Annotated in this window: 23 protein-coding genes; 14 read left to right on the top strand and 9 right to left on the bottom strand. The window is 58.5% G+C overall.

Translation table 11 applies throughout. The features are described 5' to 3' along the window. The first annotated feature begins 15 nt into the window (after positions 1 to 15). Complete coding sequence (locus ABQX22_RS04535) at positions 16 to 726, top strand: urea carboxylase-associated family protein (RefSeq protein ID WP_349796920.1); 711 nt, start codon at positions 16 to 18, stop codon at positions 724 to 726. Positions 727 to 808: 82 nt separating this feature from the next. Then, entirely contained in the window at positions 809 to 1,414 is a 606-nt protein-coding gene (locus ABQX22_RS04530; RefSeq protein WP_349796918.1) for a cupin domain-containing protein, read from the top strand. A gap of 172 nt (positions 1,415 to 1,586) precedes the next feature. On the opposite strand, the gene ABQX22_RS04525 is transcribed toward ABQX22_RS04530, so the two are convergent. Continuing rightward, positions 1,587 to 2,477, bottom strand: coding sequence for a LysR family transcriptional regulator (locus ABQX22_RS04525; RefSeq protein WP_349796916.1), 891 nt, complete (start codon positions 2,475 to 2,477; stop codon positions 1,587 to 1,589). Positions 2,478 to 2,602: 125 nt separating this feature from the next. Here ABQX22_RS04525 and ABQX22_RS04520 point away from each other — a divergent pair, with 125 nt between their 5' ends. Beyond that, complete coding sequence (locus tag ABQX22_RS04520) at positions 2,603 to 3,979, top strand: MFS transporter (protein WP_349796915.1); 1,377 nt, start codon at positions 2,603 to 2,605, stop codon at positions 3,977 to 3,979. A 371-nt stretch (positions 3,980 to 4,350) separates the two neighbouring features. On the opposite strand, the gene ABQX22_RS04515 is transcribed toward ABQX22_RS04520, so the two are convergent. Continuing rightward, complete coding sequence (locus tag ABQX22_RS04515) at positions 4,351 to 4,839, bottom strand: nuclear transport factor 2 family protein (protein ID WP_349796913.1); 489 nt, start codon at positions 4,837 to 4,839, stop codon at positions 4,351 to 4,353. 49 nt (positions 4,840 to 4,888) lie between these two features. Further along, positions 4,889 to 5,629, bottom strand: coding sequence for an SDR family NAD(P)-dependent oxidoreductase (locus tag ABQX22_RS04510; RefSeq protein ID WP_349796911.1), 741 nt, complete (start codon positions 5,627 to 5,629; stop codon positions 4,889 to 4,891). A 166-nt stretch (positions 5,630 to 5,795) separates the two neighbouring features. Between ABQX22_RS04510 and ABQX22_RS04505 the strand changes: the two genes are divergently transcribed. From ABQX22_RS04505 to ABQX22_RS04475, 7 genes are all read left to right on the top strand, one after another. Then, on the top strand, positions 5,796 to 6,380 hold the full coding sequence (locus tag ABQX22_RS04505) for a TetR/AcrR family transcriptional regulator (RefSeq protein ID WP_349796909.1): 585 nt from the start codon (positions 5,796 to 5,798) through the stop codon (positions 6,378 to 6,380). A 297-nt stretch (positions 6,381 to 6,677) separates the two neighbouring features. Then, complete coding sequence (locus tag ABQX22_RS04500; RefSeq protein WP_349796907.1) at positions 6,678 to 7,469, top strand: hypothetical protein; 792 nt, start codon at positions 6,678 to 6,680, stop codon at positions 7,467 to 7,469. A 117-nt stretch (positions 7,470 to 7,586) separates the two neighbouring features. Then, on the top strand, positions 7,587 to 8,936 hold the full coding sequence (locus tag ABQX22_RS04495; RefSeq protein ID WP_349796905.1) for a DUF1254 domain-containing protein: 1,350 nt from the start codon (positions 7,587 to 7,589) through the stop codon (positions 8,934 to 8,936). Positions 8,937 to 8,967: 31 nt separating this feature from the next. Then, on the top strand, positions 8,968 to 10,374 hold the full coding sequence (locus ABQX22_RS04490; protein WP_349796903.1) for a DUF1254 domain-containing protein: 1,407 nt from the start codon (positions 8,968 to 8,970) through the stop codon (positions 10,372 to 10,374). A 39-nt stretch (positions 10,375 to 10,413) separates the two neighbouring features. Next, the gene (locus tag ABQX22_RS04485) at positions 10,414 to 11,319 is read left to right on the top strand and encodes a transporter (RefSeq protein WP_349796901.1); all 906 of its coding nucleotides are present in this window, start codon (positions 10,414 to 10,416) and stop codon (positions 11,317 to 11,319) included. 46 nt (positions 11,320 to 11,365) lie between these two features. Beyond that, a complete protein-coding gene (locus ABQX22_RS04480; protein ID WP_349796899.1) occupies positions 11,366 to 11,779 on the top strand; it encodes a hypothetical protein in 414 nt (137 codons plus the stop codon). Continuing rightward, positions 11,776 to 12,180, top strand: coding sequence for a LysR substrate-binding domain-containing protein (locus ABQX22_RS04475; protein WP_349796897.1), 405 nt, complete (start codon positions 11,776 to 11,778; stop codon positions 12,178 to 12,180). Before ABQX22_RS04480 ends, ABQX22_RS04475 begins: the two co-directional genes overlap by 4 nt. Positions 12,181 to 12,235: 55 nt before the next feature. Here ABQX22_RS04475 and ABQX22_RS04470 read toward each other — a convergent pair whose 3' ends face one another. Genes ABQX22_RS04470 through ABQX22_RS04460 form a run of 3 tightly spaced genes read right to left on the bottom strand, consistent with a single transcriptional unit; the run spans position 12,236 to position 15,849 of the window. Continuing rightward, entirely contained in the window at positions 12,236 to 12,709 is a 474-nt protein-coding gene (locus ABQX22_RS04470; protein WP_349796896.1) for a GAF domain-containing protein, read from the bottom strand. 18 nt (positions 12,710 to 12,727) lie between these two features. Beyond that, positions 12,728 to 14,128 (bottom strand): MFS transporter, encoded by a 1,401-nt coding sequence (locus tag ABQX22_RS04465; RefSeq protein WP_349796894.1) that lies wholly within the window; start codon positions 14,126 to 14,128, stop codon positions 12,728 to 12,730. A 17-nt stretch (positions 14,129 to 14,145) separates the two neighbouring features. Then, positions 14,146 to 15,849: a gamma-glutamyltransferase family protein gene (locus ABQX22_RS04460; RefSeq protein WP_349796892.1), complete on the bottom strand. Its 1,704-nt coding sequence runs from the start codon at positions 15,847 to 15,849 to the stop codon at positions 14,146 to 14,148. Positions 15,850 to 15,919: 70 nt separating this feature from the next. On the opposite strand from ABQX22_RS04460, the gene ABQX22_RS04455 reads away from it, so the two are divergent. After that, complete coding sequence (locus ABQX22_RS04455; RefSeq protein WP_349796890.1) at positions 15,920 to 16,741, top strand: FadR/GntR family transcriptional regulator; 822 nt, start codon at positions 15,920 to 15,922, stop codon at positions 16,739 to 16,741. Between the two features lie 245 nt (positions 16,742 to 16,986). On the opposite strand, the gene ABQX22_RS04450 is transcribed toward ABQX22_RS04455, so the two are convergent. Further along, entirely contained in the window at positions 16,987 to 18,600 is a 1,614-nt protein-coding gene (locus tag ABQX22_RS04450) for a methyl-accepting chemotaxis protein (RefSeq protein WP_349796888.1), read from the bottom strand. 352 nt (positions 18,601 to 18,952) lie between these two features. Continuing rightward, positions 18,953 to 19,774, bottom strand: coding sequence for an EAL domain-containing protein (locus ABQX22_RS04445; protein WP_441005242.1), 822 nt, complete (start codon positions 19,772 to 19,774; stop codon positions 18,953 to 18,955). Positions 19,775 to 20,135: 361 nt separating this feature from the next. Here ABQX22_RS04445 and ABQX22_RS04440 point away from each other — a divergent pair, with 361 nt between their 5' ends. The 3 genes from ABQX22_RS04440 (at position 20,136) to ABQX22_RS04430 (ending at position 23,227) form a co-directional block, all read left to right on the top strand. Next, positions 20,136 to 21,863, top strand: a complete 1,728-nt coding sequence (locus ABQX22_RS04440) for a PAS domain-containing hybrid sensor histidine kinase/response regulator (RefSeq protein ID WP_349796884.1) — start codon at positions 20,136 to 20,138, stop codon at positions 21,861 to 21,863. A gap of 162 nt (positions 21,864 to 22,025) precedes the next feature. Continuing rightward, a complete protein-coding gene (locus ABQX22_RS04435) occupies positions 22,026 to 22,517 on the top strand; it encodes a helix-turn-helix domain-containing protein (RefSeq protein ID WP_349796882.1) in 492 nt (163 codons plus the stop codon). A gap of 65 nt (positions 22,518 to 22,582) precedes the next feature. Next, a complete protein-coding gene (locus ABQX22_RS04430; protein WP_349796881.1) occupies positions 22,583 to 23,227 on the top strand; it encodes a hypothetical protein in 645 nt (214 codons plus the stop codon). Positions 23,228 to 23,543: 316 nt separating this feature from the next. Here ABQX22_RS04430 and ABQX22_RS04425 read toward each other — a convergent pair whose 3' ends face one another. Beyond that, positions 23,544 to 24,542, bottom strand: a complete 999-nt coding sequence (locus ABQX22_RS04425) for an NAD(P)H-quinone oxidoreductase (RefSeq protein ID WP_349796879.1) — start codon at positions 24,540 to 24,542, stop codon at positions 23,544 to 23,546. Between the last annotated feature and the right edge of the window lie 724 nt (positions 24,543 to 25,266).

The following is a 25,266-nucleotide window of genomic DNA, read 5'->3' as shown; positions in this document are numbered from 1 at the left end:
CCATAAGGAACCGACATGAACCACGTCACCCATAGCCACGATTACCCTGCCTGCTGCCAACCGGACAACGGCACATCACTGGGCACCAACGCCACGCTCCAAGAGCCTATTTCCATCGACGGCACGCCGGTGGCGGGCGAGGTCTACACCGTACCGGCGCGCTGCGGCCGGGCCGTGCGCCTGAAAGCCGGACAGGTCATAAAGATCGTCAACACCCACGGCACGCAGGTCTGCGACACCTGGCTGTTCAACAGCGAGAACATGAGCGAGTTCCTGTCGATGGAACACGCCCGCGCCCACTGCAACAGCATCATCCCGAAAACCGGCGATGCGCTGTTCAGCAACCGTCGCCGCGCCATCGGCACGCTGCTGACCGACACCTCGCCCGGTATTCACGACACGCTGATGGCGGCCTGCGACTTGCATCGCTATACCAATCTTGGCGTCGAGGGGTATCACGACAGCTGCGCCGACAACATGCGCCTGGCGCTGCAAGCCATCGGCCTGCGTTCCCATGAAGTGCCACAGCCGTTCAATCTGTGGATGAACATTCCGGTCAAGCCGGATTACACCGTGGAGTGGTTGCCGCCGGTGTCCAAAGCCGGTGACTACGTGGAAATTCGTGCCGACATGGACGTGGTCGTGGTGATGTCCGCCTGCCCGCAGGACATCCTGCCGATCAATGACCTGAATCCGGTGGAAGTGACCTTCTCGGTGCACAGCTGAGAACCGCGAGGCCAGTAGACGGCAGGCGTCTGTGACCCTAGGATGCCTGTCGCCGCTTCGCACAACTGATTTCGAGGGATGCATGTCCACACCCAGCAAGACACCTGCCGCCAAATCCCTGCATTCCGACGGTCTGCCGAGCTTGAGCGTGCGCCTGCGGCATGCGCGCAAGGTGGCAGGCCTGACCCTCAAGCAGGTCGCCGAAGCCGCCAACTGCTCCGAAAGCCTGATTTCCAAGCTGGAAAACGACGCGGCGTCGCCCTCACTGGCGATGCTGCACCGGCTAGCGTTAGCGCTGGGCAGCAACGTTTCGCAACTGACTTCCGAAGACTGGATTTCCGAAGAGCCTGTACTGCGCGCAGGGGACCGGCAAGTGAACCGCTTCGCCACCAGCGGAAAAAAAGGCTACATCGACCTGGAGCGCATCACTCATCTGCAAAAAGGCGGGCTGCTGCAGGCTGATATTCATATCGTCTCACCGGGCATGGTCAGCGAGACGATCGATCACGTCGGCGAGGAAATGGGCTACGTCATAGAAGGTAGTCTGGAGCTGACCTTGGGTGAATCTACCTACACGCTGAATGCAGGTGATTCATTCCATTTTCCCAGCAACATCCCCCACGGTTATCGCAATTCAACACGCAGCGTCGTGCGTATCCTGTGGGTCAACACCCCCGCTACCTTTTGATTGTTGACTGCTCGCAATTCCTATACTCACGTACGTTCAACGGCACTTCGAAAAGCTGCACTTGCTGCAGCGCTTTCGATTGGCCAGTTTTTTTGACGGTCTTTCAATCACATCGCTCAACACAATGACCGCCCGTTGTATCGAAGACTTGACCCATTTGTCTCGAGCCGCACTAATTTACGGTGCGAAAATAGTCCGTTGCCATCTTCAGAAACGTAGGGAGCGCGGGGTTATCGTTGTCGCTTCTTGAGATCATGTACACCTCTGAGCGCGGCTGAGCAGCCTCCAGAACACGAAACTGCAGTTGCCCCAGATAAAGGTCACGTGCGGCGGCTGGCACGATCGCAACCCCCAAACCTGCGCGAACGAGCCCAAGAATCGAATGGGTCTGCCCCAGGTAATGCAGGTATCGCGGCGACACGCCAGCCATGGCAAACAAGCCGACAATGCAGTCGTAAAAATAGCGCCCCTGATCTGGCGAATACATCACGAACGGTTGCTGATCCAGATCGGTGACCGCAACCTTTGCTTGCTGCGCCAGCGGATGAGCGTCAGACATGACCATCATCATCGGCTCGCTTTGGATCAGCTCTGAGTTGAACCCAAGGTGCGCTGGCGCTTGCCTGACAAACCCGACATCGATCATGTTCGCCGCCATGGCCTCTGTCTGAGCGCCCGAGACCATTTCATGCAGCTCGAAATTCAAATTTGGCAGCTGTTGTGCGGCATGGCCCAAGAGATCGGGAATCAGCTTGTAACCACTGACCGCCGTAAAACTCAGGTGCAACTGCCCCGCCTCGCCACCGGCAAGACGACGGGCCGCAGTCGCTGCCTGTTCGGTGTAAGCCAGCACATGGCGGGCATCTCGCAGGAAACGCTGTCCCGCCACGGTGAGCTGCACGTTGCGGTTGCTGCGTTCAAACAGCATCACGCCGACAGACCGCTCCAGCATTTGAATCTGACGACTTAAAGGCGGCTGAGTCATCGCCAGGCGCTGGGCTGCACGGCCGAAATGCAGTTCCTCGGCAACCATGACGAAGCAGCGAAGTTGGTGGAGTTCCATGATTCAATTCTTGTATTAATCGATCCAGTATTAATGTTAGACCAACATCGCTCCCTTACCTAGTCTCTGCCTTTCTGCACCCTTCCAACAATAAGATTTCCCACTGAGGAAAGCAGGAGCGCACCATGGTTTCCGAGACCGCATCCACGGCAGTCCCTATAGAAAAGGCCCGTGTCGGCCGCCGCCGATTCGTGATTCTTGCGTTGATTTTCATCGTGACCGTCCTTAACTATGCCGACCGGGCGACCATGTCGATTGCCGGTACGGGCGTGATAAAAGATCTGGGATTGGACCCCATCATGCTCGGCATGATTTTCTCTGCGTTCGCCTGGGCTTACGCGCTGGGTCAGATTCCCGGGGGCTGGTTGCTGGATAAATTCGGTGCAAGAAGGGTCTACGGCTGCAGCCTGTTTTTGTGGTCGCTGTTCACCATGATGCAAGGCACAGTCGGCTGGATCGGGCTTGTGGGATCCACGGCAGCGCTCGCCTTGTTTGGTATGCGTTTCATGTTGGGTCTGGTGGAGTCTCCGGCTTTCCCGGCCAACAACCGCATTGTGTCGTGCTGGTTCCCGACCAGCGAACGCGGCACTGCCTCAGCACTGTTCAACTCCGCCCAATACATGGCTGTGGTCGTATTCGCCCCGCTCATGGCGTGGCTGACGCATTCGTGGGGGTGGGAGCATGTGTTCATCTGGATGGGTGCGCTGGGCCTGGTCGCGACTGTGTTCTGGTTCGCGTTATATCGTGAGCCTCTCAGTGACTCGCGGCTGACTGACAAAGAACTGCAGTACATGCGCGATGGCGGTGCTCTGGTGGATCTGGAAGCCACCCGCAAAGCCACCAAACCAAAATTGAAAATGAAAGAGGTCGCTCAGCTTTTCAATAACCGGACGCTCTGGGCCATTTATCTCGGCCAATACTGCATCACCGCCCTCACCTACTTCTTCATTACCTGGTTCCCGATCTACCTGATCAAGGGTCGGGGCATGACCATCATGGAAGCGGGGTGGGTGGCGGCAATGCCAGCGATCTGTGGTTTTTCTGGAGGGGTGTTGGGCGGTGTGGTTTCCGACTATCTGATCCGCCGGGGCGTACATCCTTCCAGAGCCCGTAAAACTCCGTTCGTGATCGGCATGGCACTGGCCTCAAGCCTGGTGTCTGCCAACTACGTGGACGCAAACTGGATGGTCATCGCACTGATGGCGTTGGCGTTCTTTGGTAAAGGTCTCGCCGCTGTCGGCTGGGCAGTGTTATCCGATACCGCGCCCAAAGGGATGGTGGGACTGAGCGGTGGGGTGTTCAACGGCATTGGCAACATTGCAGGAATCATCACGCCGGTGGTGATCGGCTACTTCGTTGCCTCCACCGGTTCATTCAATTCAGCGCTCTGGTTTGTGGCGGCACACGGGGTGATCGGGATCTTCGCCTATGTAGTACTGGCCGGGCGTTTTGAGCGTGTTGTCATTGTCGAGGCACAGACCCCGACCGACGCCATAAAGTAACGGATAGCCGGCCGCGCGTTTAGCGGCTCGCCATCCAGGTTATCTGAGGCATGACTTTCAGGTCCGGATATCAGCAATTGGATCTGGCCCTGCTCGCTGGGTATCACATGGCCCCAGACCCCTAACATTGCGTGGGCGATCAACGAGAACGTCCCCCACTGTTAAATCATCAATCCGGACGAGGCTGGGTTGAGCGGTAGTGCCTAATATGCCCGCATTGTTAATCAGCACATCCAGTGAATCGATCTGCGTCGACAACAGCGTTGCGGCAGCATCGACGTTGTCGCCGTTCGTTACGTCGATCACCAGTACCGAACGTCAAGGCCTTCAGCAACCAATGTGTCGACGGCCACCGTTCATGTCGATGTCTTTCACAGCGCTGACAGGTCGACAGCGGCACCCGCATGGAAGCTCAGCTCCCCAAAAAAGCGTGGTTGTACATTGCGGCTTGCGAAGCGCCACTTGCCGTCATGCAACTCGAAGGTATCCAGGTAATGGCCGGTGCAGATCGGTTGCAGCGCCAACCCTTCCACTTGCTGGTGGACAGTGAAGTAACTCACCGACGACGCGCTGATGCCTGAGGAATCAATGTCTACCAGCGTGTTTGCAAGCGTGTGAGCGGTGCGCGGGGTTCCGTCGTCGTGCCGGCGGACATTGCCGGTTAGAAACGCCTCGATGTTTTCGCGTCCGGATACCGTGGTGCCCATCACTTCAAATGTGGCATCGCCAAATAGCGCCGCGATTTCCGCGAACTTGCCGCTGTCGAGATGGTGCACATACGTGTTGAGCAAGCGTGTAATTTCGCTTTCGACCAGGAGCTGTTCAACAGGTGAAATCGAGGTGGCGGATGGAGTAGACATTTTTTAATCCTTCAGGAGTTGGGCCGGCCGAAATGGATGGGCCCGCGCATCACACTTGTGATGCGCCGCCGTCTGCGAACAGCTCGACGCCGTTGATGTAGCTCGACGCATCGCTGGCGAGGAACGCCACGGCCTTGCCGATCTCGTCCGCCTGCCCTATCCGACCGAGCGTGCTTTTTTCATTGAGCATACCGATCACTTGCTCGGCGTTTTCAGCCAGCATGGCCCGCAACGACTGGGTATCCACGGGACCTGGGCTCAGCAGGTTGATCCGCACGCCGGACCCCTTGATGTCCAGAATCCAGCTGCGAACCAACGCCCGAAGAGCCGCCTTGGTGGCGCCATAAACGCTTAGGCCAGGGCCGGGATTCATCGAGGCTGTCGAGCCGATAATGACGATGCTGCCGCCTTCGCCCATCAGCGGCAAAGCACCTTGAATAGTGAAGGTCACGCCTTTCACATTGGTCTCGAACGCCCGATCAAAACCTGCTTCGGTAATCGACCCCAGAGGCTCGACTTCACCCATGCCTGCGTTGGCAATGAGCACATCAATGCGTCCGTGGAGTGTCTTTATCCGAGTGAACAACGCATCAAGCTCAGCAACCTTGGAGACATCTGCTCTTAAGGCCGATGCCCCTGCACCCAGGCTGGCGACTGCTTCATCGAGCAGGTGTTGCCGACGACCCACGATGATCAGAGAAGCGCCCTGCTGCACGAGCTCCTTGGCAATGGCAAGTCCCAGACCTGACGCACCACCCGTGACGACAACCACTTTGTTCTTGAATTGCATGGCAGAACCTCCCTGATTTAGAAACAAACTATGTAGCGAACACTACATAGTCATCTCTGCTCACGCAATCTGTTTTTAGTGATCGCTACATACCGCACCACCTCTCGGGATGGTTGATCTATTATTTAGTGATCGCTACGATGCTGACCCAACCCGAGAGGCCGCCATGAACGAAAAGACCCGCCAACGCCGCCCCGCCTTTGATCGCGAAGCGGGTGTAGCTATCGCTCAGGCGCTATTCCAGGCGCGCGGTTTCGACGCGGTCAGCCTAAGCGAGCTGACCGAAGCCATGGGCATCAAACCCCCCAGTTTTTACGCGGCTTATGGCAGCAAAGCAGAACTGTTCGAGAAGGCAATGCTTCGCTACGCGAGCGAAAATGCGATCCCTTTGGACAAACTTCTCGCCCCTGACCGTGAACCCGCCGAGGCCATTACTGCGTTGCTGGTGGCGGCAGCCAGACAATACGGGCGCGACAGCACACTGCGTGGTTGCCTGATCACTGAGAGCATGCGAGCAGATGATCAGACTGCGCGAAAAATGGCCGAAAACATCGGAAATGTCGGCATTCAAGCGATCAGGCACTACGTGGAAACTGTTCATCCGGAAGGGGGAAAAGTACTGGCTGACTATTTATTAGTCACGTTGCGAGGGCTGTCTGCTGCGGCGTGTATGGGCATGTCGAGCAAGCGACTTATCGAGGTGGCCCGAGCCGCCGGGAAGTTCGTGTCCCATGAGTTAAAAGGTGTCTGATTCGAGCGGCCATCAAAACCATTACCGGTGGCCAGCCTGATGCGCGGTGGCGCCCTTTAAGGCGAGCCATCCTCTAGCGGCGCCGGCCACTCCCGCCAACCGGCCAACCGGCCAACCGGCCATCGAGATAGTGCGCGGCACTGAACACGGCGGGAATGGAATTTTCCAGCGCGAGCGGATGACGAAAAACCGGTTGCGTTCCTAGACGAATCCGCAACCTCTGCTAGCTTCCTAGGGCGACCTATAAGCTTTGGCGCATGGTAAATATGCCATCAGTAGTACATAAGGGCGGGGACCATGAGCACACATTTTTATGCGCGAGCGATTCTTATGGCCGCGTTTTCGCCACTCGCCCTGAGTGTTTATGCCGACAATACAGAGACCGCCAATAAGAGTAACAACCCGTTGAATCTGGCCCCCGGCGCTAATCTGCAAGACTATTACACACCCAGACTTTACGACACTAACGTCCATACCAATGATGCGTTACTGCGAGGTACATTGCCGGTGGCGTCGGGGGACTTTATTGGTGTGCCTCAAATCCTGCGCGCAACCTTGCCCATCAGCACTCGACCCGACCCGCAACATGGCTATAGCACCGGTATAGGTGATCTCAACCTGTTCGACATCTTCTTGTTAAAAACTGATGGCGTGCAACTGGGTGTAGGACCGCAACTTACCGCTCCGACCGCGGCCCAAGACGAATTGGGCACAGGCAAATGGCAGGCAGGTCTTGCCGCCGTTGCCATTGACGCCTCCCCTCGTGGATTGCTGGGGGCCCTGGTGCAGTATCAAAGCTCCTTTGCTGGCGAAAGCGACCGTCAGCACGTAGAAACCACTACTTTTCAGCCGTTCATCATTCATAACCTGCCCAAAGGTTGGTATCTGCGCTCCACCGGGACTTGGACTTTCGATCTGAAAAACGATACGCACTACATCCCTGTCGGGCTGGGCGTAGGCAAGGCGTGGAAGTCCGGCAGCAACATCCTCAACGCTTTCGTTGAACCGCAATGGACTGTTGAACGTAAAGGCGATGGCTTACCGCAATTCACCCTTTTTGCCGGGATCAATGTCACCTTCGGAAAATGAGGAAACGCTATGCGTGGATTATCTCGACTGGCGGGGCTCACCCTGCTCACCGTCATCGCAGGTTGCACGGGAGGGCCGCATTCGCAGTCCCTTGACACCCGAATAGGTCCGATTGCCATGGAAGGTGAACTCCCCGCTCACGCATCTATCGCGCCCCTTTATGCCGAACTGGATTTCCAGCAAGCGACCCAGGCGTATCTGTGGGCGCTGCCGTTGGTGTCGTACGCCCAATGGCAGGGGGAATTTCGCGACAAACTTGGCGCGAAAAGCGGCGACTTGATGGTGCTCAACAGTTACGAAGACAAGCTTGGCGTGATCACCGCCAACGCAACGACCCCTTATATCCTGGGCTTTGTCGATCTCAATGAAACCGGCCCGCTGGTCGTTGAGTTACCGCCAGGCCCTACGGCCGGTGGGGTTGGGGATTTCTGGCAGCGGGCAATCATCGATATGGGCGAGACAGGTCCTGATAAGGGCAAGGGTGGCAAATACCTGGTCCTTCCTCCAGGCGCGGCAGTGCCGGCGGACGGTGGCAACTATTATCTCGCCAAGTCAGAAACCATGAACGTCCTGGTGGGCTTTCGCGTGCTGGACCCTGACCCCGCCAAAGGCAGGGCCCTGGTCGAAAAATTCAAAATGTACCCTTATTCCAATCGCGCCCAACCCAGCAAAACCAAGCTGCTGACTCCAGGGGGAAAAGCATGGTCGGGCACTCAGCCCAGAGGCATGGCGTACTGGGAGCGCTTGCACCAGATCATTCAGAAAGAGCCGGTCAATGAACGTGATCGGTTCTACATGGCCATGCTTGCCAGCTTAGGAATTGAGAAGGACAAGCCATTTAAATCCAGCGAAGCCCAGCGCAAGGCTTTGGAGCAAGGCGCCCAGATGGGGGAACTTATCGCCAAGGCGAACACCTTCGCCAAACGGTTCCCTGGTGCTCAATACTGGCCGGATCGGCAATGGGACACAGTATTGAACATTGCAGAACCGTCACAGCGTGTCGCTTTCTACGACCAGTTATGGGAACGCAGTGCGTGGTTCTATGAAGCCGTTACCAACACCAAAGGCATGGTCTCCAAGACCCCCGGACTGGGCCAGACCTACCTCGGTTCTTACACCGATGAGAAAGGCAGGTGGCTCGATGGCGGCAAAAACTATCGCCTGCACGTCGGTGCCCATCCACCCGCCAGACAGTTCTGGTCGATGACCGTCTACGACATCGAAAGCCGTTGCCTGATTGACAATCCACAGCGCAAGGCCGACCTGTCTTCGCGCCAGGGCCTGAAACGAAACGCCGATGGCTCGGTGGACCTCTACTTCGGCCCGACAGCCCCCGCAGGCTTTGAGAGCAACTGGGTGCAAACCCTACCGGGCAGACAATGGTTCAGTTACTTCCGTCTATATGCGCCCACCGAAGCGTATTTCGATAAAAGCTGGAAGCTGGACGATATCAAGTTAGTCGATTGAGGCCGCAGGCCGCCTAGGGGAAGGATTCAATATGCTTATCAAACCCGCATCGCGTCTGTTGTGTGCCGCAGTCTTTATCGCACTGAGCGGTACAGCCTGGGCCGACTTCACCGCGACGCCTGCCGAGGCGCAGGCCATTGCCAGGGAAGCCTACCTGTATGGGTTCCCCGTCGTGGAAATGTATAAAACGCTCTATACCCAAGCCGTCGACGACGGAGGGCCAAACTTTAAAGCGCCGTTTAACCAGATAGGCAACACGGCCATGGTCTTCACGCCCAAGGACACGGCGTTCGTGACGCCCAACTCGGACACGCCCTACTCCTTTGTCTGGCTGGATTTGCGCGCTGAACCAGTGATCCTGACGTTGCCGAAAATTGAAGGCCACCGTTACTACTCGGTACAACTGATCGATCTCTACACGCACAACTTCGCTTATCTGGGCACGCGTACTACGGGAAACAATGGCGGCCACTTCATGATTGCCGGTCCTGACTGGAAAGGAGAGCAACCGGCGAACATTGATCGCGTCATTACCAGCGAAAGCAACATCGCGTATGCCTTGTATCGCACCCAATTATTCGATGAAAAAGATTTGGCGAAGGTCAGGGACATCCAGAAAGACTACACGGTTGAGACGCTGGGCAGTTACGTCGGTCAAACTGCCCCGAAGGCGCCTGCCAAAGTCAATTGGCCAAAACCTGAAGCGGATATGAGTGAAACACCGGATCTGTTTCGCTACTTGAACTTCATGCTGGCTTTCGCTCATCCGCAAGCGACCGAGAAGAACCTGTTAGAGCGCTTCGCCAAGATCGGCATCGCACCGGGAGCGCCGTTCAGGACCGCTGACCTAAGCGCCGAACAGCGCAAGGCCCTGGAGGCAGGGATAGCCGACGCAAAGGCTGAATTCGCCGCGTTCAAGAAAAACAAGGTTGATACGCATGCCGTCACCAGCGGCGATTTGTTTGGCACCCGAGAACACCTGAAGAACAACTACCTGTACCGGTATGCCGGTGCCAACATGGGCATCTTCGGTAACTCGGCGGATGAAGCCGCCTACATCGGCTATTTCGTTGACAACACAGGCACGCCCGTTGATGGCGCAAAACACCGTTACACCCTTCACTTCGCCAAAGATCAACTACCCCCGGCCAATGCGTTCTGGTCGTTGACGATGTACGACGGCACATCGAAGTTACTGGTGGAAAACCCGCTTAACCGATACCTGATCAACTCAAGAATGTTGCCCGACCTGAAACGTGATGCCGATGGAGGCATGACCCTGTACGTGCAGAACGCCTCGCCCGGAAAGGAAAAGGAAAGTAACTGGCTTCCCGCACCCAGCGGTCCGTTTTACGGCGTTTTGAGGATTTACCTGCCCAAGCCGCAAGTGGCCAATGGGCAGTGGAAACTGCCTTTGCTGACACCGGCAAACCTATAAACCCGAGCAGCAGGCAGCGACTTGACGCAGGAGCGATTCATGAAAGCATTTTCAAAGCTGAGCGCGTTCAGTGCGACGACGCTGGTACTGACCCCCCTCCTCGGGTTTGCCGACAACGCCCGGGACTGGCAAAACCTGCCAACCGATCTGAACATGGTGTTCGGCTATTACAACCGCATCGACACCAACACGCCCATCGATACCTCGCTGCCACTGGACGGCCTTTCGCTCAACGCCGATCTTTACATCGCCCGTTACGCACGGTCGTTTGCGGTCGATGGCCGCAACAGCGCCATCCAGATTCTGCAACCTTATGCCGACCTCGCGGCGTCCTTCGACAACGCCCGATTTTTCGACGGCACCAAACACAATGGCGGGATGGCCGACACCCAGGTGGTGCTGGTCCACAATCTCATTGGCGGACCGGCCCTGAGCAAAGAACAGTTTGCCACCTGGACCCCGGAGACATTCCTCACGGGCGCACTCTGGGTCACGGCTCCCACCGGCGACTACGACAAAAACCGCGTCGTCAACATCGGCTCCAACCGTTGGGCATTCAAGCCCGAACTCGCGTTTGGTACGCCGATTGGTCCCACATGGCTGGAGTTCAATACCTGGGCGTCGTTGTTCGGTGACAACGACGATTATCAAGGTAACGGCAAGCTTGAACAGAAACCCTTGTATGCGCTTGAAGGCCACTACAGCTACACCATCAATCGTGCGCTGTGGGCGTCCCTTGACGCGACTTACAGCCGGGGTGGCGAGACCCGGATCAATGGCGACTGGCAGGACAATAAACAGGAAAATGCCCTGCTGGGCGCCAGCGTGGGTTTTATGCTCTCGCCCCAGTTTGGCGGCCTGGTCGCCTACTCGGACACCGTCTCGGAACGCACCGGTTCGCCCGACGTGAATACCTGGACGCTAAGGTTGCAATACGCCTGGTAGCAGTTGCCAGCATCGGTCGAACCGTCTTCAGGACAGAGCTATTGGCATGCACCGATTTATTGATGTCGCGACCCTTATGGACATGGCTGAACGCGCATCGTCCATCACGCTGAGTTGTCACTGTCAGCGCCGAGACCTCGACGGTTGGGCTGACTGGCCTGTCGGTTTTCACGAGCAGGCCTTCACACAGGTAGGAACGCTGGCTCGTTATGCGCCCGAAGAGTCCATCATCAAAGAATATCACCCCGCCGGTACCAGCTACTGGTCAAGCAACGCGCCGATTGCACCGCGCTTTTATCCTTATAACCAGAGCTCGGTCTGGCAGTGTCGTAGCTGCGAGCGCCTCTATCTGCGCCATAACGATGACGGCGCCTATCATGTGGCTCCCCGGATTCGTCTGGTGCGGGTGGCACTGATCGTCGATGCCATTCACGCAAACGACGGCCGTGAGTGCCAATGACAGCGCAAGATCTTGCCGAACATGATTGCGTGAATTTTCGCTACCAGAGCACCGGGCAAAGTCTGCGTTGGCCGTATCAGGCAGGCGACAAACAACTGGAACTGACGCCCGACTCCGCTTACACCGTCGATGCCAGTGAAGCGGTCGCGGCGCTGCTGGCCGCCGGCGGCGGGATTGGTATCTCTCCGCATTACGTGGCAGCGCCCTACGTTCATCGCGGAGAACTGATTCCCGTCCTGCCACAATTCACAGTGGAGCGCTTCGCGATCACCGCCTTATGGCCGGAAAGCCGTCGAGGCAGCCCGAACGTCAAGGCAATCATCGCCTTCCTCATCGAGCTGTTCCCGGCGGTTCCGCCGTGGGAGGACGAGGTGAATAGAGCGGTGGCTGCTCGGGTGTAAATGAGGCGCCAGCACCATTATCGGCGGCCAGTCTGAATATGAATCCGCGATGCGCTCAACAGTCCAGAGCCGCAAGCAGCAGCGCTCCCAGCACGACACCGACCTCAACGTGCCGATCGGTAAACCAGCCTTGCTGATGCCCGAAGTTGAGGGTGCCGACGCAACGGCCTTGACGCGTTATCGGGATATTCAGGATCGCCTCGATACCAAGGTTTTGCAGCCTTTGCCAGTCGTCAAAATGCACTTTCACCGCCTCGGCGCAATTACTCAAGACCGGCTGGCAGCCAACGAGCAGGGTACGCTTCCAGACGCTGTCCGCCTTCACCTTCGAACCGCCGATGGGGTATTGGTCAACGTTGTTGCTAAAGACTCTAACCAGTTCGCTGCTGGCGGCGTCATAGCGCATGACGGTCAGCATTTTGAAGCCGATGACGCCTTCGGCCAGCCTTTCGATGCCCCGGTATAATTGGTCCGCGTTACCGTTTTGCAGGGCCTGAGCCACCGCTGCTATCTGCCCGTGATCAAACATAAACCCTCGCTATAACGTTCACAGACCGGCCTTGGCACCATCGCCGTCGCCGTCTTGCTCATGACGCCGCGCAGCAATGTCCTCCAGCGAGCGGTTGCGGGTTTCAATACCAAAGACGAACACCACCAGCGCACCGCACGCCAAAACGGCGGTGGTCATCCCGAACACACCGACAAAACCCGCGATCGGGTAAACAAAGCCGACCAGAATGGGCGCGCTCACCGAGCCCAGCCGCCCGAACGAAGAGGACGATCCGACCCCGGTGGTGCGAAGCGCCGTAGGGAAAAGCTCCGGCGTGTAGGCGTAGACGCCCGCAAACGCACCGTTCATGAAGAACGACAGACACATCCCTGCCGCCATGATGGTCGTTACGCCCGTCGAGAAGGCCAGGACGATGGCCGAAATGCCACCAAACAGCATGTAGAACGACACGACACGCTTGCGGCCAATTTTTTCATTGAGCCAGGCGGCACTGAAATACCCCGGAATCTGTGAGCCGTAAATCGCGATCGAGTAGGCAAAACTCTTGGCGATGGTGTGCCCCTGGGCAACCAACAAGCTGGGGATCCACGAGAAGAATGAATAGTAAGAAAACGCCACGGTAAACCACATGCACCAGGTCAGCGCTGTCGTTCCCGCCAGCGGTGGCGTCCAGATCGCCTTGACGTTGCCCAGGACGCTGGACTTGTGAACCACCGGAACCGGCGCTGCAGCCATCGGCTCTACCGCTGGCAGCTCGATCCCCCGCGCTTTGAACTGTTGCTCGATCTTCATCACGATCGCCTCGGCCTCAGCGTGCCGGCCCTGGCTTTCCAGCCACCGGGCAGACTCGGGCAGTAAGCGACGCCACCACAGGAGCATCACTACCGGGAGTGAGGTGATAACGGCGATGTATCGCCACCCATCAGGGAAGGCACTCACCACGGTGTAGCCGAGAATAGCGGAGGTCAAATAGCCAAAGGACATAAACCCCACCAGTGCGCCGCAAAACATGCCTCTGTAGCGTTGCGGGATGAATTCGGCAAGGAACGGAGCGATCACCACCGCTTCGGCGCCAGAGCCGAACCCGGCAACGATCCGGCAGGCAAAAAAAGTCGGCCAGTCAGTCATGAAAGCACTGGCCAGGGACGCTAAACAGTAAATCCCCAGTGCACTCATCATGATCAATCGACGCCCCAGCACGTCAGCCAGGATGCCCGAGAGAAACGCGCCGAAGAAGTAACCGATATAGGTGCTGCTGGCGACCAGCCCGACTTGTGAACTGCTCAAACCCCATTCTTGTTTGACCATTGGCAGGATGAAGGCCAGAGACGATGAGTCCAGCCCGTCAAACAGATAACCGAGTCCCCCGATTATCAGGAGCATCAGATGAAAACGAGAAAGCGGTAACCGTTCGATTCTTGCTGCAATAGTTGACATTTCAAGTACCTGATCCGTTAACGACCAACCGCATAAGCCTGCATTTGTCGAGGCGTCGCGGCGCCCCTGAGAAAGCCTCCACTGGCGCCAATCGCGCACACTCGCCCCAGGGACCAGGACCCCGACACCGTGACGTCATGCCCCCTTGCCCGCAGGACATCCTGCGTGTGCTGCGGGTAACGCGATTCGATGCTGATTTTTCCGAGTGAAAGATTCCGGGGGTAGAAGGAATTAATCAGATGCGCGGTCTGAAACGTCGGCGCATCAATGGCTTCCTGCAGGTTCATGCCGTGATGGATATGCTTGAGGAACATCTGCAAGGTCCATTGATCTTGCTGATCGCCGCCAGGCGATCCGAAGGCGCAGAAAGGTTTTCCGTCCTTCATCACCAATGTGGGCGTCAGTGTGGTGCGGGGGCGTCGCCAGGGGCCGATAGAGGACGGCAGCCCCTGCTCCATCCAAAACATTTGTGCCCGGGTGGTGATGTTGAAACCGAGCCCTGGAATCGCGGGCGCGGCTTGCAGCCAGCCACCGGATGGGGTCGCCGAAACAACGTTGCCCCACCGATCAGCGACATCAAGGTGCACCGTGTCACCGCGCAATTCAGGAAGGTCGGCAAACGTAGGCTCACCCTGCCCTATCCCGCCGGATTGTTGCTTGCCGGCATTGCGCAGAAGAATCTCGGTTCTGTGCAGGCTGTCGCCCAGCTCGCCCGGCCGGAAGGCCAGCGATGCCGCGCTCATGTCAATCAGCGAACGCCGGGATGTGTTGTATTCGTCACTGAGTAGAACCGCCAACGGAATATCGGCGTGATCGGGATCGCCATAGAAGACGTCGCGATCTGCAAACGCCAGCTTCGAGCACTCGGTGACCACATGAATGAAATCAGGCCCGTTCGGATCCATCGCGGCCAGATCAAACCCTTTGAGAAGCGCCAGCTGTTGCAGGAATACCGGGCCCTGGCCCCAAGGTCCGGTCTTGTGAACGTCATGACCTTGATAGTGATACGAGGCAGAGTCTTCGTAGGTCGCGCGCCACTCCGCCATGTCCTGGCCGGTCAACAGACCTTTGTTGTGTCGACCCGACGTATCCAGCACCGCGTTGTGACGGAAATAATCGTCAGCGGCCTCGGCCACAAAGCCTTCATAGAAGACGTTGCGGGCCACTTCACATTGCTCACTTCGATCACTGACCTGCTGCGCCTGCGCGATGATTCGCTTGTACGTCTTGGCAATGGCCGGGTTGGCAAAGCGGCTGTTGGGCCTGGGCGCATGGCCGTCGACCAACCACTCGGCGGCAGACGAAAGCCATTGGGTCTTGAAGAAGTCTTCAATGGCCATGATGGAGGCCGACATTCTCGGCACCACTGGATAACCGTTTTCGGCGTAGTCGATGCCATAACCGAGCACCACGTCCAGGGGAAGCTGGCCGTAATCCCTGAGCAACGTCATCCATGCACCGAAAGCGCCAGGAACGACAGCCGGCAGCAGCCCGGTGCCAGGCACCACTTCCAGACCTAGCGATGCAAGCGTGGGGTGGTCCATGGCGGCCGGGGTCACACCCTGGCCACACAGCACACGCACCTTATCTTGCGCAGCGCTGTAGAAGATGATCGGAACCTCGCCACCCGGCCCGTTCAAGTGGGGCTCCACGACCTGCAATACGAAGCCTGCGGCCACGGCCGCGTCAAAAGCATTTCCACCCCGTTCGAGGATCGCCATCGCCGTGCTGGACGCCAGCCAGTGTGTCGATGTCACCATCCCGAAGGTACCGAGAAGTTCTGGACGCGTTGTGAAACCCATCTTATTATCTCCACCAATGCGGATTGGTATAAACGCTGCATTTACTATTGCTAACAGCAATTTTCCCGCCAGGCAAACAATAACGCCATATCTCAATGGAATAAGAGGTTTCAGGCTAACAAAACGCACCAGCGTTGGGCGTCTCAAGAATATTTCGCCCAAGATCGGGCTCAACCAATATGGAATGGTTATGATCAAAGACTATATCCGCCGTCACGACCTTAAACCTGGGGATACCCTCCCTGCCGAACGGGTGCTGGCCGAGGAATTAGGGATGACCAGGACCCGGCTGCGTACTGAGCTTGCACGGGCTGAGGTCGCGGGCCTGATTTGGCGAGGGGTTGGCAGAGGCACTTATGTAGGGGACAGGCCTGAGAAATTCGTACCCTCACTCCAGGGTCTCAAGGTCGGAACAAGCCCCTCGGATATCGCCGAAATGCGCTTGATGATCGAGCCTTCTCTCGCCGGGCTGGCGGCTTCCAAGGCAACACCTGAAGACCTCAGCGAACTGATGCGCTATGCGAAAAAGGGTGTTTCTGCGTTGACTGATGAGGAATGGAAGCTCTGGGACCACAACTTCCATCTTCTGATTGCCAGGGCGACCCGTAACCCTGCCATCATTGCGCTCATCGAGCTGGTGAACAGTGTTCGGGCGAAGCCACAATTCCGCAAAATGGTCATTTCTGAGGCCGATCGCGTTCACTTTTCACAGCAACACGTGGCAATCGCTGAAGCCATCGCCTCAAGGGACAGCGATCTGGCGATGCAGACCCTTCGCACACATCTGTTGGGGGTACAACTGAGAGGATGATTACAGATCAGCCTGAATAATTAAGACGGGCGACAGGCACCACTCGGCCATAACCGGCCTGTCATCGGCGCTTTCAGAGTGGGCGCACTTGCTCACGGGATGTTGAGGCCCGTTGACGCAGAACAGCTCCGTAAGCCAGCACCAGAACTCACGCGCTGTCTGCATCCACCGTTAGGCATCGACGTAATCCGCTAAAGCATTTTCAGTGATCTACAGATAGAAGCGACGCCCTGTCTGGACAGTAGTTACAACCGGAACTGGGCCACCGAGCCGCGCAGCTCGCGGGCCAGGCTTTCCAGCGACTGCACGTTGCGATTGGCAGCTTTGGTAGACCTTGCTGAATCCTCCACCTTGTTAGCGATGCGCTCCACATTTTGCGCCACGCTTGCACTGGCCTGGCTTTGTTCGGAGGTGGCCCCCGCCACTTCGCGCACCTGCACCAAGGTGGCCGAGGCTTCCGCATTGATTTCGCGCAGGGCGGAGGCTGCTTGCCCGGCCAATGCCACGCCGTGGGCGACTTGCGGGGTAATTTCTGTCATGCCCTTCACCACGCGTCCGGTGTCGGTCTGGATCGCGCTGATCATGGTCATGATTTCTTCAGTGGCCAACGCTGTACGCTGCGCCAGGCTACGCACCTCATCGGCTACCACGGCAAAGCCCCGACCCTGTTCACCGGCCCTGGCAGCTTCGATAGCGGCATTCAGGGCCAGCAAATTAGTCTGGCTGGCGATGTTTTTGATGGTCGTGGTAATGCTGTCGATTTCGTTGGTGCGCTTGACCAGGCCGAGGATCAGGGCCGAGGCATCGGCAAGCTGCGTCGATACTGTGTGAATAGCCCCAGTCACCTCGTTGACCAATTGCTCCCCCCGACCTGCCAACTCAAGCGAACGCTCCGAGTTACGTTCGGTTTCGCGGGCATTATTTGAAATATGGTCAATAGTCACCGACATTTCTTCAATGGCCGCAGCGGTCAGAGTGGTCGCCTCGGAAGTATGCTGCGAAGCACTGTCAATATGCTGCATCTGCTCAGTCAACCCCACAGAAGCGCTGCCCAACTGGTCAGCGCCGCGCTGGATACCGACAATCATCTCGCGCAGGCTGCCCTGCATTCTGGCCACCGCGGCCAGCAGGCTATCGGGCTTGAGGTGGCCATCCACCTGCCGGCTCAAATCACCTTCCGCAATGGCGCGTGCCACCTCCGTGGCAAAGGTCGGCTCGCCCCCTAAGCTTCGGTAGATACTGCGCGACATACGGTAAGCCAATATTGCGACGCCAGCCAACACCAGCAAGCCGATCAAGCCAAAATTCAATGCCAGGCGCTGATAGGCGGCATTAATGTCGTCAACGTAGATTCCGTAGCCCACGTACCAGTCCCAGCCGTTGACCTTGGCCAGGCCATTGATCTTCGGAACGAGTGTGTCTGCGCCAGGGCGTTTGACCAAGTCATCGAAATAGGCAAAGGGGGCATCCTGGAGGTGGTCCAGGTAGTTTTGCCAAGTAGTCTTACCATTGGGCAAGGTGGCACCCACATCCACTTTTCCTATTAAGTTCGGGTTGGGGTGCACCAAGCTGACTGCGTTTACCGTGCGCGCCCAGATGTAGGCATTGCTGCCGTCCCTCAAACTGCTCAGGGCTTCAATCGCTCTAGCCTGTGCTTCTTCCCTTGTTAGTTTTCCGCTCTTTTCCAGCCCTTGAAAGTAACCGACCTGCTGCACGGCCAATTTCAATACGGAATGAATTTCCGAACGTTTGTCTTCTAGCATCGTGGTGCGCAAGGTGGCCAAGGCTAATGCTGAAATAACCGCGAGACCCAGCAGGGCACAGGCGACAATAAGCAGCAAACGACTGGAGAGTTTCATACGGCAGGGGGTCCTGTTGTTGCGCGTTTCGACTCACGTTCTATGAAGTTCAGTGATATCGGGGCGGCGGAAAGCTGAAGCCCATTGCATCGGCGCATGAAAAGCAATCTTTAACGTTGGAAGACCGTCAGCCGGCATTGCTCGATCGATTGCAATAACGGCTGCTGCGTGAAATGAATCAGCATTACGTTGACGACGTGTTGAGCCATGGGCGTTGCCGAATGGGCGACCATGGCCTATTTACGCCAACTCAATCCAGTCCGGAGTAGACCGCGTGATCGTTTCCAATTACGGCGGTCTGCAACCGGACAATGCATTCACGCCTATGGACGTATGACGGTGGATCGTTGTGTCAGCCCGCAAGGCCAGGATTACCCAGACTGAGGCGCTCCACATCGCCGCCGAATGACACAGGAGGCAGCGCTCTCAACTGAGGCCGGGCAAACAGGTAGCCTTGCATCAGATCGATACCCAACGCCGAGAGGGCCACGCACTCTTCATGGGTCTCGATACCCTCGGCTATCACCACGATGTTCAAGCGCTCGGCAACCAATACGATGCCTTCAACGATTGCCCGGCGAACACTGTCCCGATCAATACCGCGGGTAAGTGCCATGTCGATCTTCAGCACTTTGGGCTGAAAGGTGGCCAGCAGATTCAGGCCGGAATAGCCTGAGCCGAAGTCGTCAATCGCCGTGGTGAACCCTTGACGGTCGTACTCTTCGAAGATCGACTTCAAATGCTCCGGGTCTTCAACGCGCTCGCCTTCCGTGACCTCGAACATCAGTCTGTCCAGCGGAAAGTCGAACAACTTCGCCGCTTCCAATGTCGCCCGGATGCACGTTTCTGCGCGGTAAACCGCTTTAGGCAGAAAGTTGATGCTCAGCTTGCAGTCGGGAATCGAAAGAAGCCCCAACTGCGCAGCCAGTTCGATGGCTTTGACGCGGCAGGCCTGATCAAAACGGTATCGGTTGTTGTCATTCACCCTGCCCAGAATGCTGCCAGCCGATTCCCCGTTGACGCCCCTGACCAGCGCTTCATAGGCGTAGGGCATCTGGGTCCTGACATTGATGATGGGCTGAAAAGCCATGGTGAAGTCGAATCCAAGGCCTTCGAGGTTTCTACACTCAGCACAGCCAACGGACTTGAAGACAGGAATACTCCTGAGCGTCATACCTGGTGCCTCCTACATGAATACGGCAAGTACAAAAAGGTCATCGTTATGCATCGGCCGAAGTTCAGGTTTCTTGAATGATTGCTCACGATTCGAAGCACTGGAACTCGCACCCTTGTTTCACGCTTGGTAGCGGACGATGTTTATATCGCAGGCATCAAACTTAACCTTCAAGTAGAGGGTAGAAAAACATTAACTAATCCAATTGAGTGAAGTGTAGGAACTTGGGGGGTTGGACGCGAAGTGTAAGACCGGGTGAACATCGATCCTGCGCGGCTGGAACCGATCCGCGCGCACTGATGCGTGCGTCCTTGTGAGAGAATCGCGGTGTTACCCATTCTTTCCGCCCCGAGACCTGTGCATGTCCTACCGCGCCCCACAAGATCTGGCGCTCGATCTTGCCCTTTCCAGCCTGCTTGATACTCAAGTCCGCGAGGGTCATTACCCCAGCGTCGAGGCTGCACGCAGTGCGGTGTTGAGGATTATGCAGGCCCGACAGGCGAACGGGCGAGACGTCACGGCGGAGCCCTCGAATGAAACGGCGCTGCATGATTCCATGGACTTTGCGCGCCTGGCGCTCTCGGCGGTCAGCGGCGTGGGGGTCTGGACGTACGAGGTGTCCAACGACTGCTTTTACTGCGACGCCGGCATCAGCGAGCTGTATGGCATTGACCCGGTGAAAGCGGCAGCGGGGATAAAACGCCATGACTTTCTGGCCAACGTCCACGCCGACGACCTGGCGGCCCTGCGCAAGACGATGGCCGGAGGTCTGGTGGACAGCGGTGATCTTGAGCTTGAATACCGCATCGTTCACCCCGACGGCGGGATCCGCTGGGTACTGTCTCGCGGGCATACCTATTTCAGCAGCGCCGGCGCTCCGGTTCGGCGCACCGGTGTCGGCATCGAGATGACGGCTCAGCGATTGCTGGAGCAGCAGCTCAGGCAGAGCCAGAAGATGGAGGCGGTCGGTCAACTCACCGGCGGCCTGGCCCACGACTTCAATAACATGCTCGCCGGCGTGATGGGCAGCCTGGAGCTGCTCAAGTTGCGTATCACCCAGGGACGATTTGACGAAACGCAGCGCTACCTGGAGACAGCCCAAGGCGCTGCCGGGCGCGCCGCCGCGTTGACCCATCGGCTGTTGGCGTTCTCACGCCGGCAAACGCTGGCGCCCCGCCCGACCGACCTTCCCCGCCTCGTCGCCGGCATGCGTGACCTCATTCGAAGCACGGTGGGCCCCGCCGTGCAGGTCGACACCTACCACGAGGCGACGTCATGGTCGGCACTGATCGATGCCAACCAGCTGGAAAACGCGCTGCTCAATCTGTGCATCAACGCCCGTGACGCCATGCCGTCCGGTGGCACGCTGGTCATTCGCACCGGGACCTGCGTGCTGGACGAGCCCACGGCATCGGACGACGACCTGCCGCCCGGCGAATACCTGACCATGAGCGTGTGCGACACCGGCAGCGGTATGAGCAACGACGTGCTGGCCCACGCGTTCGATCCGTTTTTTACCACCAAGCCCATGGGCGAAGGCACGGGCCTGGGGCTGTCGATGATTTACGGCTTCATCCGCCAGTCGGGCGGCATGGTACGCATCCAGTCCCTGCCCGGCGCGGGCACGACCATGACCTTGGTGCTGCCAAGATCCCAGACCCAAGCGGTGACCGTCGATGCGCGGACCGCAGCGCTACCCCGTGCCTTGGCCGAACGCGAGCAAACGGTCCTGGTCATTGACGATGACGCCACGATTCGGATGCTGATCGCCGCCCTCTTGAAGGATTTGGGTTACACCGTCCACTCGGCAGCCGACGGCGCGAGCGGGCTCGAAGCGCTTCGATCGGACCTGCCGATAAGCCTCCTGCTCACGGACGTCGGTTTGCCGGGCGGCATCAACGTACGTCAGGTAGCGGACGCCGCCAGAACCTTGCGCCCGGGCCTTAAGGTGCTCTTCATCACCGGATACGTGCAGGACGCGCTGACCTGGCACAGCCAACTGGAGCCGGGCATGCACCTGCTGACCAAACCGTTTTTGCTGGAAGACCTGGCGGCCCGTATCGAGCGGTTGCTTGCCGAAACCGCCTAGCGCTGGAGGTGACGACGCGGCAAAACCATCCGACTGCAGGGTTCAGGCAGCGCGCATCACGCCAGCGAGCTGTCTTTTCGCGTCTTGTTCACGGCTGTTAAGTTTCAATTCAGCTGGCGTCGCTATTGTGTGGCCATCAACGTCACTACCAGACCTCGCCCGATGAAAAACCGTGACCTCGCCTTCCTCCCTGCCTCGCTGTTCAGTCGTCCCGCCCTCGCTGCGGGCTACATCGGTCGCGCCGCCCCAAAGCCGACGGTCACTTCCCACCACCCTGCCCCCGATGACAACGTGTTCCCGTTGCGCAACTTTGGCGGCCAGCCACCCGGCCACACCGAACCCGACGCCCGGATTCGGGATTATTATCTCTACCTCCCCTCAACACTGACGCCGCAGCACTGCACCCGGGCGCGGGCGTTGCTGTCATGGTCCCGGGAGGCGCTGGCCTTCAGGTCCGGTGCGTCGATCAACGCCATCGAGCAATTTGAGTCAGGTTCACGCCCGCTCAACGATGTCACCCGACAAGCGCTGGCCTACGCCCTCGAAGCGCAAGGCCTGCTGTTCTTCGCCGGGCATGAGCCGGTCTGGAGCAACGGGTGCCCGGGCCCGACGCTGGACCCTCGGCAACGCATCGACTTTCACGCGATCGAATAGTTGCGAACAGGGTGTGCCGCCGCGTAAAACCTCTGTCTTGAGTTGTAAGCCTCTAGATGGACGCCATGAAGAAATTACCTATAAGTGCCGCAAGTCTGGGCCTCGATCCTGACAGTGGTCGGGAAGCGGATGTGTTCTGCTGGCTCATCGCAAGCTTCCTGTCCGGCAAACGCATACAGCAAGACGTGGCGCTGTCGGCTTACCGGGTGATGGTGGAGGTTCACGGCGTCAACAGTGTTCAGCGCATGGCGGCGTGCAGCCACCGGCAACTGGTGTCGATGCTCGGGGAAGGCCGCTACGCCCGGTATGACGAATCCACCGCCTCGCGGCTGACCGCTCTGTGCAACAAGATCATCAAGGACTACGACGGCAAGGCTGCCGAGCTGGTTCGACGCAGTGCCGATGACCAGGAATTGGCCAAACGGCTGCAGGAATTTGACGGCATCGGGCCCAAGACGGCGGAGATCTTCATGCGAGAGGTGAGCGTCGCGTCGGTGCCGTGTGCCGTGTGCCGAGGCGTCGACACCGCGATAGTGCGTGGCGGATGGTTCCGAAGCGTCGTGTCAGGCATACCGCATCGCAGCCTTCGCACGGGCTCGGCAGCCCCTATGGCCTGCGGCCAGAAGCAACGTCCCGGCCGTGCACCTACCTGCTTCTGCCGAAGGCGTGGGAGCGTGGCTTGCCCGCGATCTGCCGGGCACCGGCAGTAAACCTGCAAACGCCGTAACAACTGACGCACCCCGGCCGCCGGGTTTCAGGACTGCTGCACAGACCATAGCGAGCAACCTCCCTCCCACACCTAAGGCCAGCATCAAAAGCGCGTACGTGCACCGATCTGCTTCTGCCGAAGGCGTGGGAGCGTGGCTTGCCCGCGATCTGCCGGGCACCGGCAGTAAACCCGCAAATGCAGTAACAGCTGACGCACCTCGGCCGCCGGGTTTCAGGACTGCTGCACAGACCATCGCGAGCAACCTCCCTCCCACGGCTCCGCCCAGAACCAACGCAAAAAAACGTCGACATCGCCCCTCACACCACCTGCAACACGATCTTGCCGATGTGCTCGCCCTCTTCCATCCGCTGGTGCGCTTTGGCGGCGTCAGCCAGGGGGAAGACGCGGTCGATGATCGGCAGGCATTGCCCCTTGGCGAGCAGCGGCCAGACGTTGGCTTTGACGGCCTGGGCGATCTCGGCTTTTTCCTCGGCGCTGCGCGAACGCATCATCGAGCCGGTCACCGATGCCTGTTTGTCCATCATGGTCATCAGGTTGAAGTCCTTGACCGAACCGCCGCCCAGGAAGCCGATGATCACCAGACGCCCGCGTCGCGCCAGGGCGGCCACGTTGTCCTCGAAATAGCTGGCGCCCATGATGTCGAGAATCGCGTCCACGCCTTTGTCGCCGGTGTGCCGGGCGATTTCTTCAGCGAAGTTCGTCTCGCGGTAGTTGATCGCCACACCGCCCAATGCTCGGATCTGCTCGCACTTCTGTTCGCTGCCTGCCGTGGCAAACGCCTTGATGCCCAGCGCCTTACACAGCATCAGCGCGGTGGTGCCAATGCCGCTGGTGCCGCCGTGGATCAGGACGGTTTCGCCTTCCCGGGCCTGGCCGAGCTCGAACAGGTTGGCCCACACGGTAAAGAACGTTTCCGGAATCGCCGCCGCCTGGATCATCTCCACGCCTTGCGGGATCGGCAACGTCTGAGTCGCCGCCACCACGCAGTATTCGGCGTAGCCGCCGCCATTGGTCAGCGCGCAGACCTTGTCGCCCACGTTGAAATCCACCACCGCCGAGCCGACCGCGACCACCTCACCGGCGACTTCCAGCCCCGGCACCGCGCTCATGCCCGGTTTCATCGGGTACTTGCCGCTGCGCTGGATCACGTCAGGACGGTTGATGCCGGCGGCGTGCACCTTGATCAGCAGCTCCAGCTCGCCGGGCTGCGGCACATCGCCCTGCGCCAGCTTCAAGACGTCCGGGCCACCAGGTTCGGTGATTTCGATGTAGTTCATGCGGGTGGGCAGATTCATGAGAAGACCTCGTTGGAATGTCAGTACCGCTCTGACAGCGACCCGCCGGGTGGATTCAGCCTGATTGCCGCGACAGCAACCGAGCCGGCCGCGCGACGGCAGCTCTGTCCGCCCGGCTGACAGGAATCGATGCGTCTATCGTCAGAACACCGTTTTGATCTGAAACCCCGCCAGTTGCGCGTTGCCTCGATCTGGCGCGAAGGGGCAGCAAAACCGGCAACCACGCTGTACCTGACACACCCGGCCCCCTGCCTTCAATGCCGCTTCGCGCCCCATCGCGAGCAAGCTGCGCTCCCACGGCCTTCGGCCAGAATCAAAAGCCAGAAATCACGCGGACCTGCTTCTGCCCGCAGGGCGTGGGAGCGTGGCTTGCCTGCGATTTGCCGGGAACCGGCAGCAAAACCGGCAACCACGATGTGCCTGACACACTTGGGCCGCCTGCCTTCAGGGCCGCTGCGCGCCCTATCGCGAGCAAGCTGCGCTCCCACGGCCTTCGGCCAGAATCAAAAGCCAGAAATCACGCGGGCCTGCTTCTGCCCGGAGGGCGTGGGAGCGTGGCTTGCCCGCGATCTGCCGGGAACCGGCAGCATACCGGTGACGACGATGTGCCTGACACACCCGGGTCGCCTGCCTTCAGGGCCGCTTCGCGCCCCATCGCGAGCAAGCTGCGCTCCCACGGCCTTCGGCCAGAATCAAAAGCCAGAAGTTACGCGGACCTGCTTCT

This window comes from Xanthomonas sp. WHRI 1810A, from assembly GCF_040202885.1.
Taxonomy (GTDB): domain Bacteria; phylum Pseudomonadota; class Gammaproteobacteria; order Pseudomonadales; family Pseudomonadaceae; genus Aquipseudomonas.
The sequence above is the reverse complement of the archived record's forward strand: the minus strand, read 5'-3'. Positions and strand labels throughout refer to the sequence as shown.

What these genes read in the sequence shown, in the direction of transcription:
- ABQX22_RS04465 (WP_349796894.1), bottom strand. Translation starts at nt 14,128, where the DNA reads ATGTCAACTATTGCAGCAAGAATCGAACGGTTACCGCTTTCTCGTTTT.
- ABQX22_RS04440 (WP_349796884.1), top strand. Translation starts at nt 20,136, where the DNA reads ATGTCCTACCGCGCCCCACAAGATCTGGCGCTCGATCTTGCCCTTTCC.
- ABQX22_RS04525 (WP_349796916.1), bottom strand. Translation starts at nt 2,477, where the DNA reads ATGGAACTCCACCAACTTCGCTGCTTCGTCATGGTTGCCGAGGAACTG.
- ABQX22_RS04475 (WP_349796897.1), top strand. Translation starts at nt 11,776, where the DNA reads ATGACAGCGCAAGATCTTGCCGAACATGATTGCGTGAATTTTCGCTAC.
- ABQX22_RS04515 (WP_349796913.1), bottom strand. Translation starts at nt 4,839, where the DNA reads ATGTCTACTCCATCCGCCACCTCGATTTCACCTGTTGAACAGCTCCTG.
- ABQX22_RS04535 (WP_349796920.1), top strand. Translation starts at nt 16, where the DNA reads ATGAACCACGTCACCCATAGCCACGATTACCCTGCCTGCTGCCAACCG.
- ABQX22_RS04510 (WP_349796911.1), bottom strand. Translation starts at nt 5,629, where the DNA reads ATGCAATTCAAGAACAAAGTGGTTGTCGTCACGGGTGGTGCGTCAGGT.
- ABQX22_RS04520 (WP_349796915.1), top strand. Translation starts at nt 2,603, where the DNA reads ATGGTTTCCGAGACCGCATCCACGGCAGTCCCTATAGAAAAGGCCCGT.
- ABQX22_RS04495 (WP_349796905.1), top strand. Translation starts at nt 7,587, where the DNA reads ATGGAAGGTGAACTCCCCGCTCACGCATCTATCGCGCCCCTTTATGCC.
- ABQX22_RS04505 (WP_349796909.1), top strand. Translation starts at nt 5,796, where the DNA reads ATGAACGAAAAGACCCGCCAACGCCGCCCCGCCTTTGATCGCGAAGCG.
- ABQX22_RS04490 (WP_349796903.1), top strand. Translation starts at nt 8,968, where the DNA reads ATGCTTATCAAACCCGCATCGCGTCTGTTGTGTGCCGCAGTCTTTATC.
- ABQX22_RS04480 (WP_349796899.1), top strand. Translation starts at nt 11,366, where the DNA reads ATGCACCGATTTATTGATGTCGCGACCCTTATGGACATGGCTGAACGC.
- ABQX22_RS04450 (WP_349796888.1), bottom strand. Translation starts at nt 18,600, where the DNA reads ATGAAACTCTCCAGTCGTTTGCTGCTTATTGTCGCCTGTGCCCTGCTG.
- ABQX22_RS04530 (WP_349796918.1), top strand. Translation starts at nt 809, where the DNA reads ATGTCCACACCCAGCAAGACACCTGCCGCCAAATCCCTGCATTCCGAC.
- ABQX22_RS04460 (WP_349796892.1), bottom strand. Translation starts at nt 15,849, where the DNA reads ATGGCGATCCTCGAACGGGGTGGAAATGCTTTTGACGCGGCCGTGGCC.
- ABQX22_RS04430 (WP_349796881.1), top strand. Translation starts at nt 22,583, where the DNA reads ATGAAGAAATTACCTATAAGTGCCGCAAGTCTGGGCCTCGATCCTGAC.
- ABQX22_RS04500 (WP_349796907.1), top strand. Translation starts at nt 6,678, where the DNA reads ATGAGCACACATTTTTATGCGCGAGCGATTCTTATGGCCGCGTTTTCG.
- ABQX22_RS04435 (WP_349796882.1), top strand. Translation starts at nt 22,026, where the DNA reads ATGAAAAACCGTGACCTCGCCTTCCTCCCTGCCTCGCTGTTCAGTCGT.
- ABQX22_RS04470 (WP_349796896.1), bottom strand. Translation starts at nt 12,709, where the DNA reads ATGTTTGATCACGGGCAGATAGCAGCGGTGGCTCAGGCCCTGCAAAAC.
- ABQX22_RS04425 (WP_349796879.1), bottom strand. Translation starts at nt 24,542, where the DNA reads ATGAATCTGCCCACCCGCATGAACTACATCGAAATCACCGAACCTGGT.
- ABQX22_RS04485 (WP_349796901.1), top strand. Translation starts at nt 10,414, where the DNA reads ATGAAAGCATTTTCAAAGCTGAGCGCGTTCAGTGCGACGACGCTGGTA.
- ABQX22_RS04445 (WP_441005242.1), bottom strand. Translation starts at nt 19,774, where the DNA reads ATGACGCTCAGGAGTATTCCTGTCTTCAAGTCCGTTGGCTGTGCTGAG.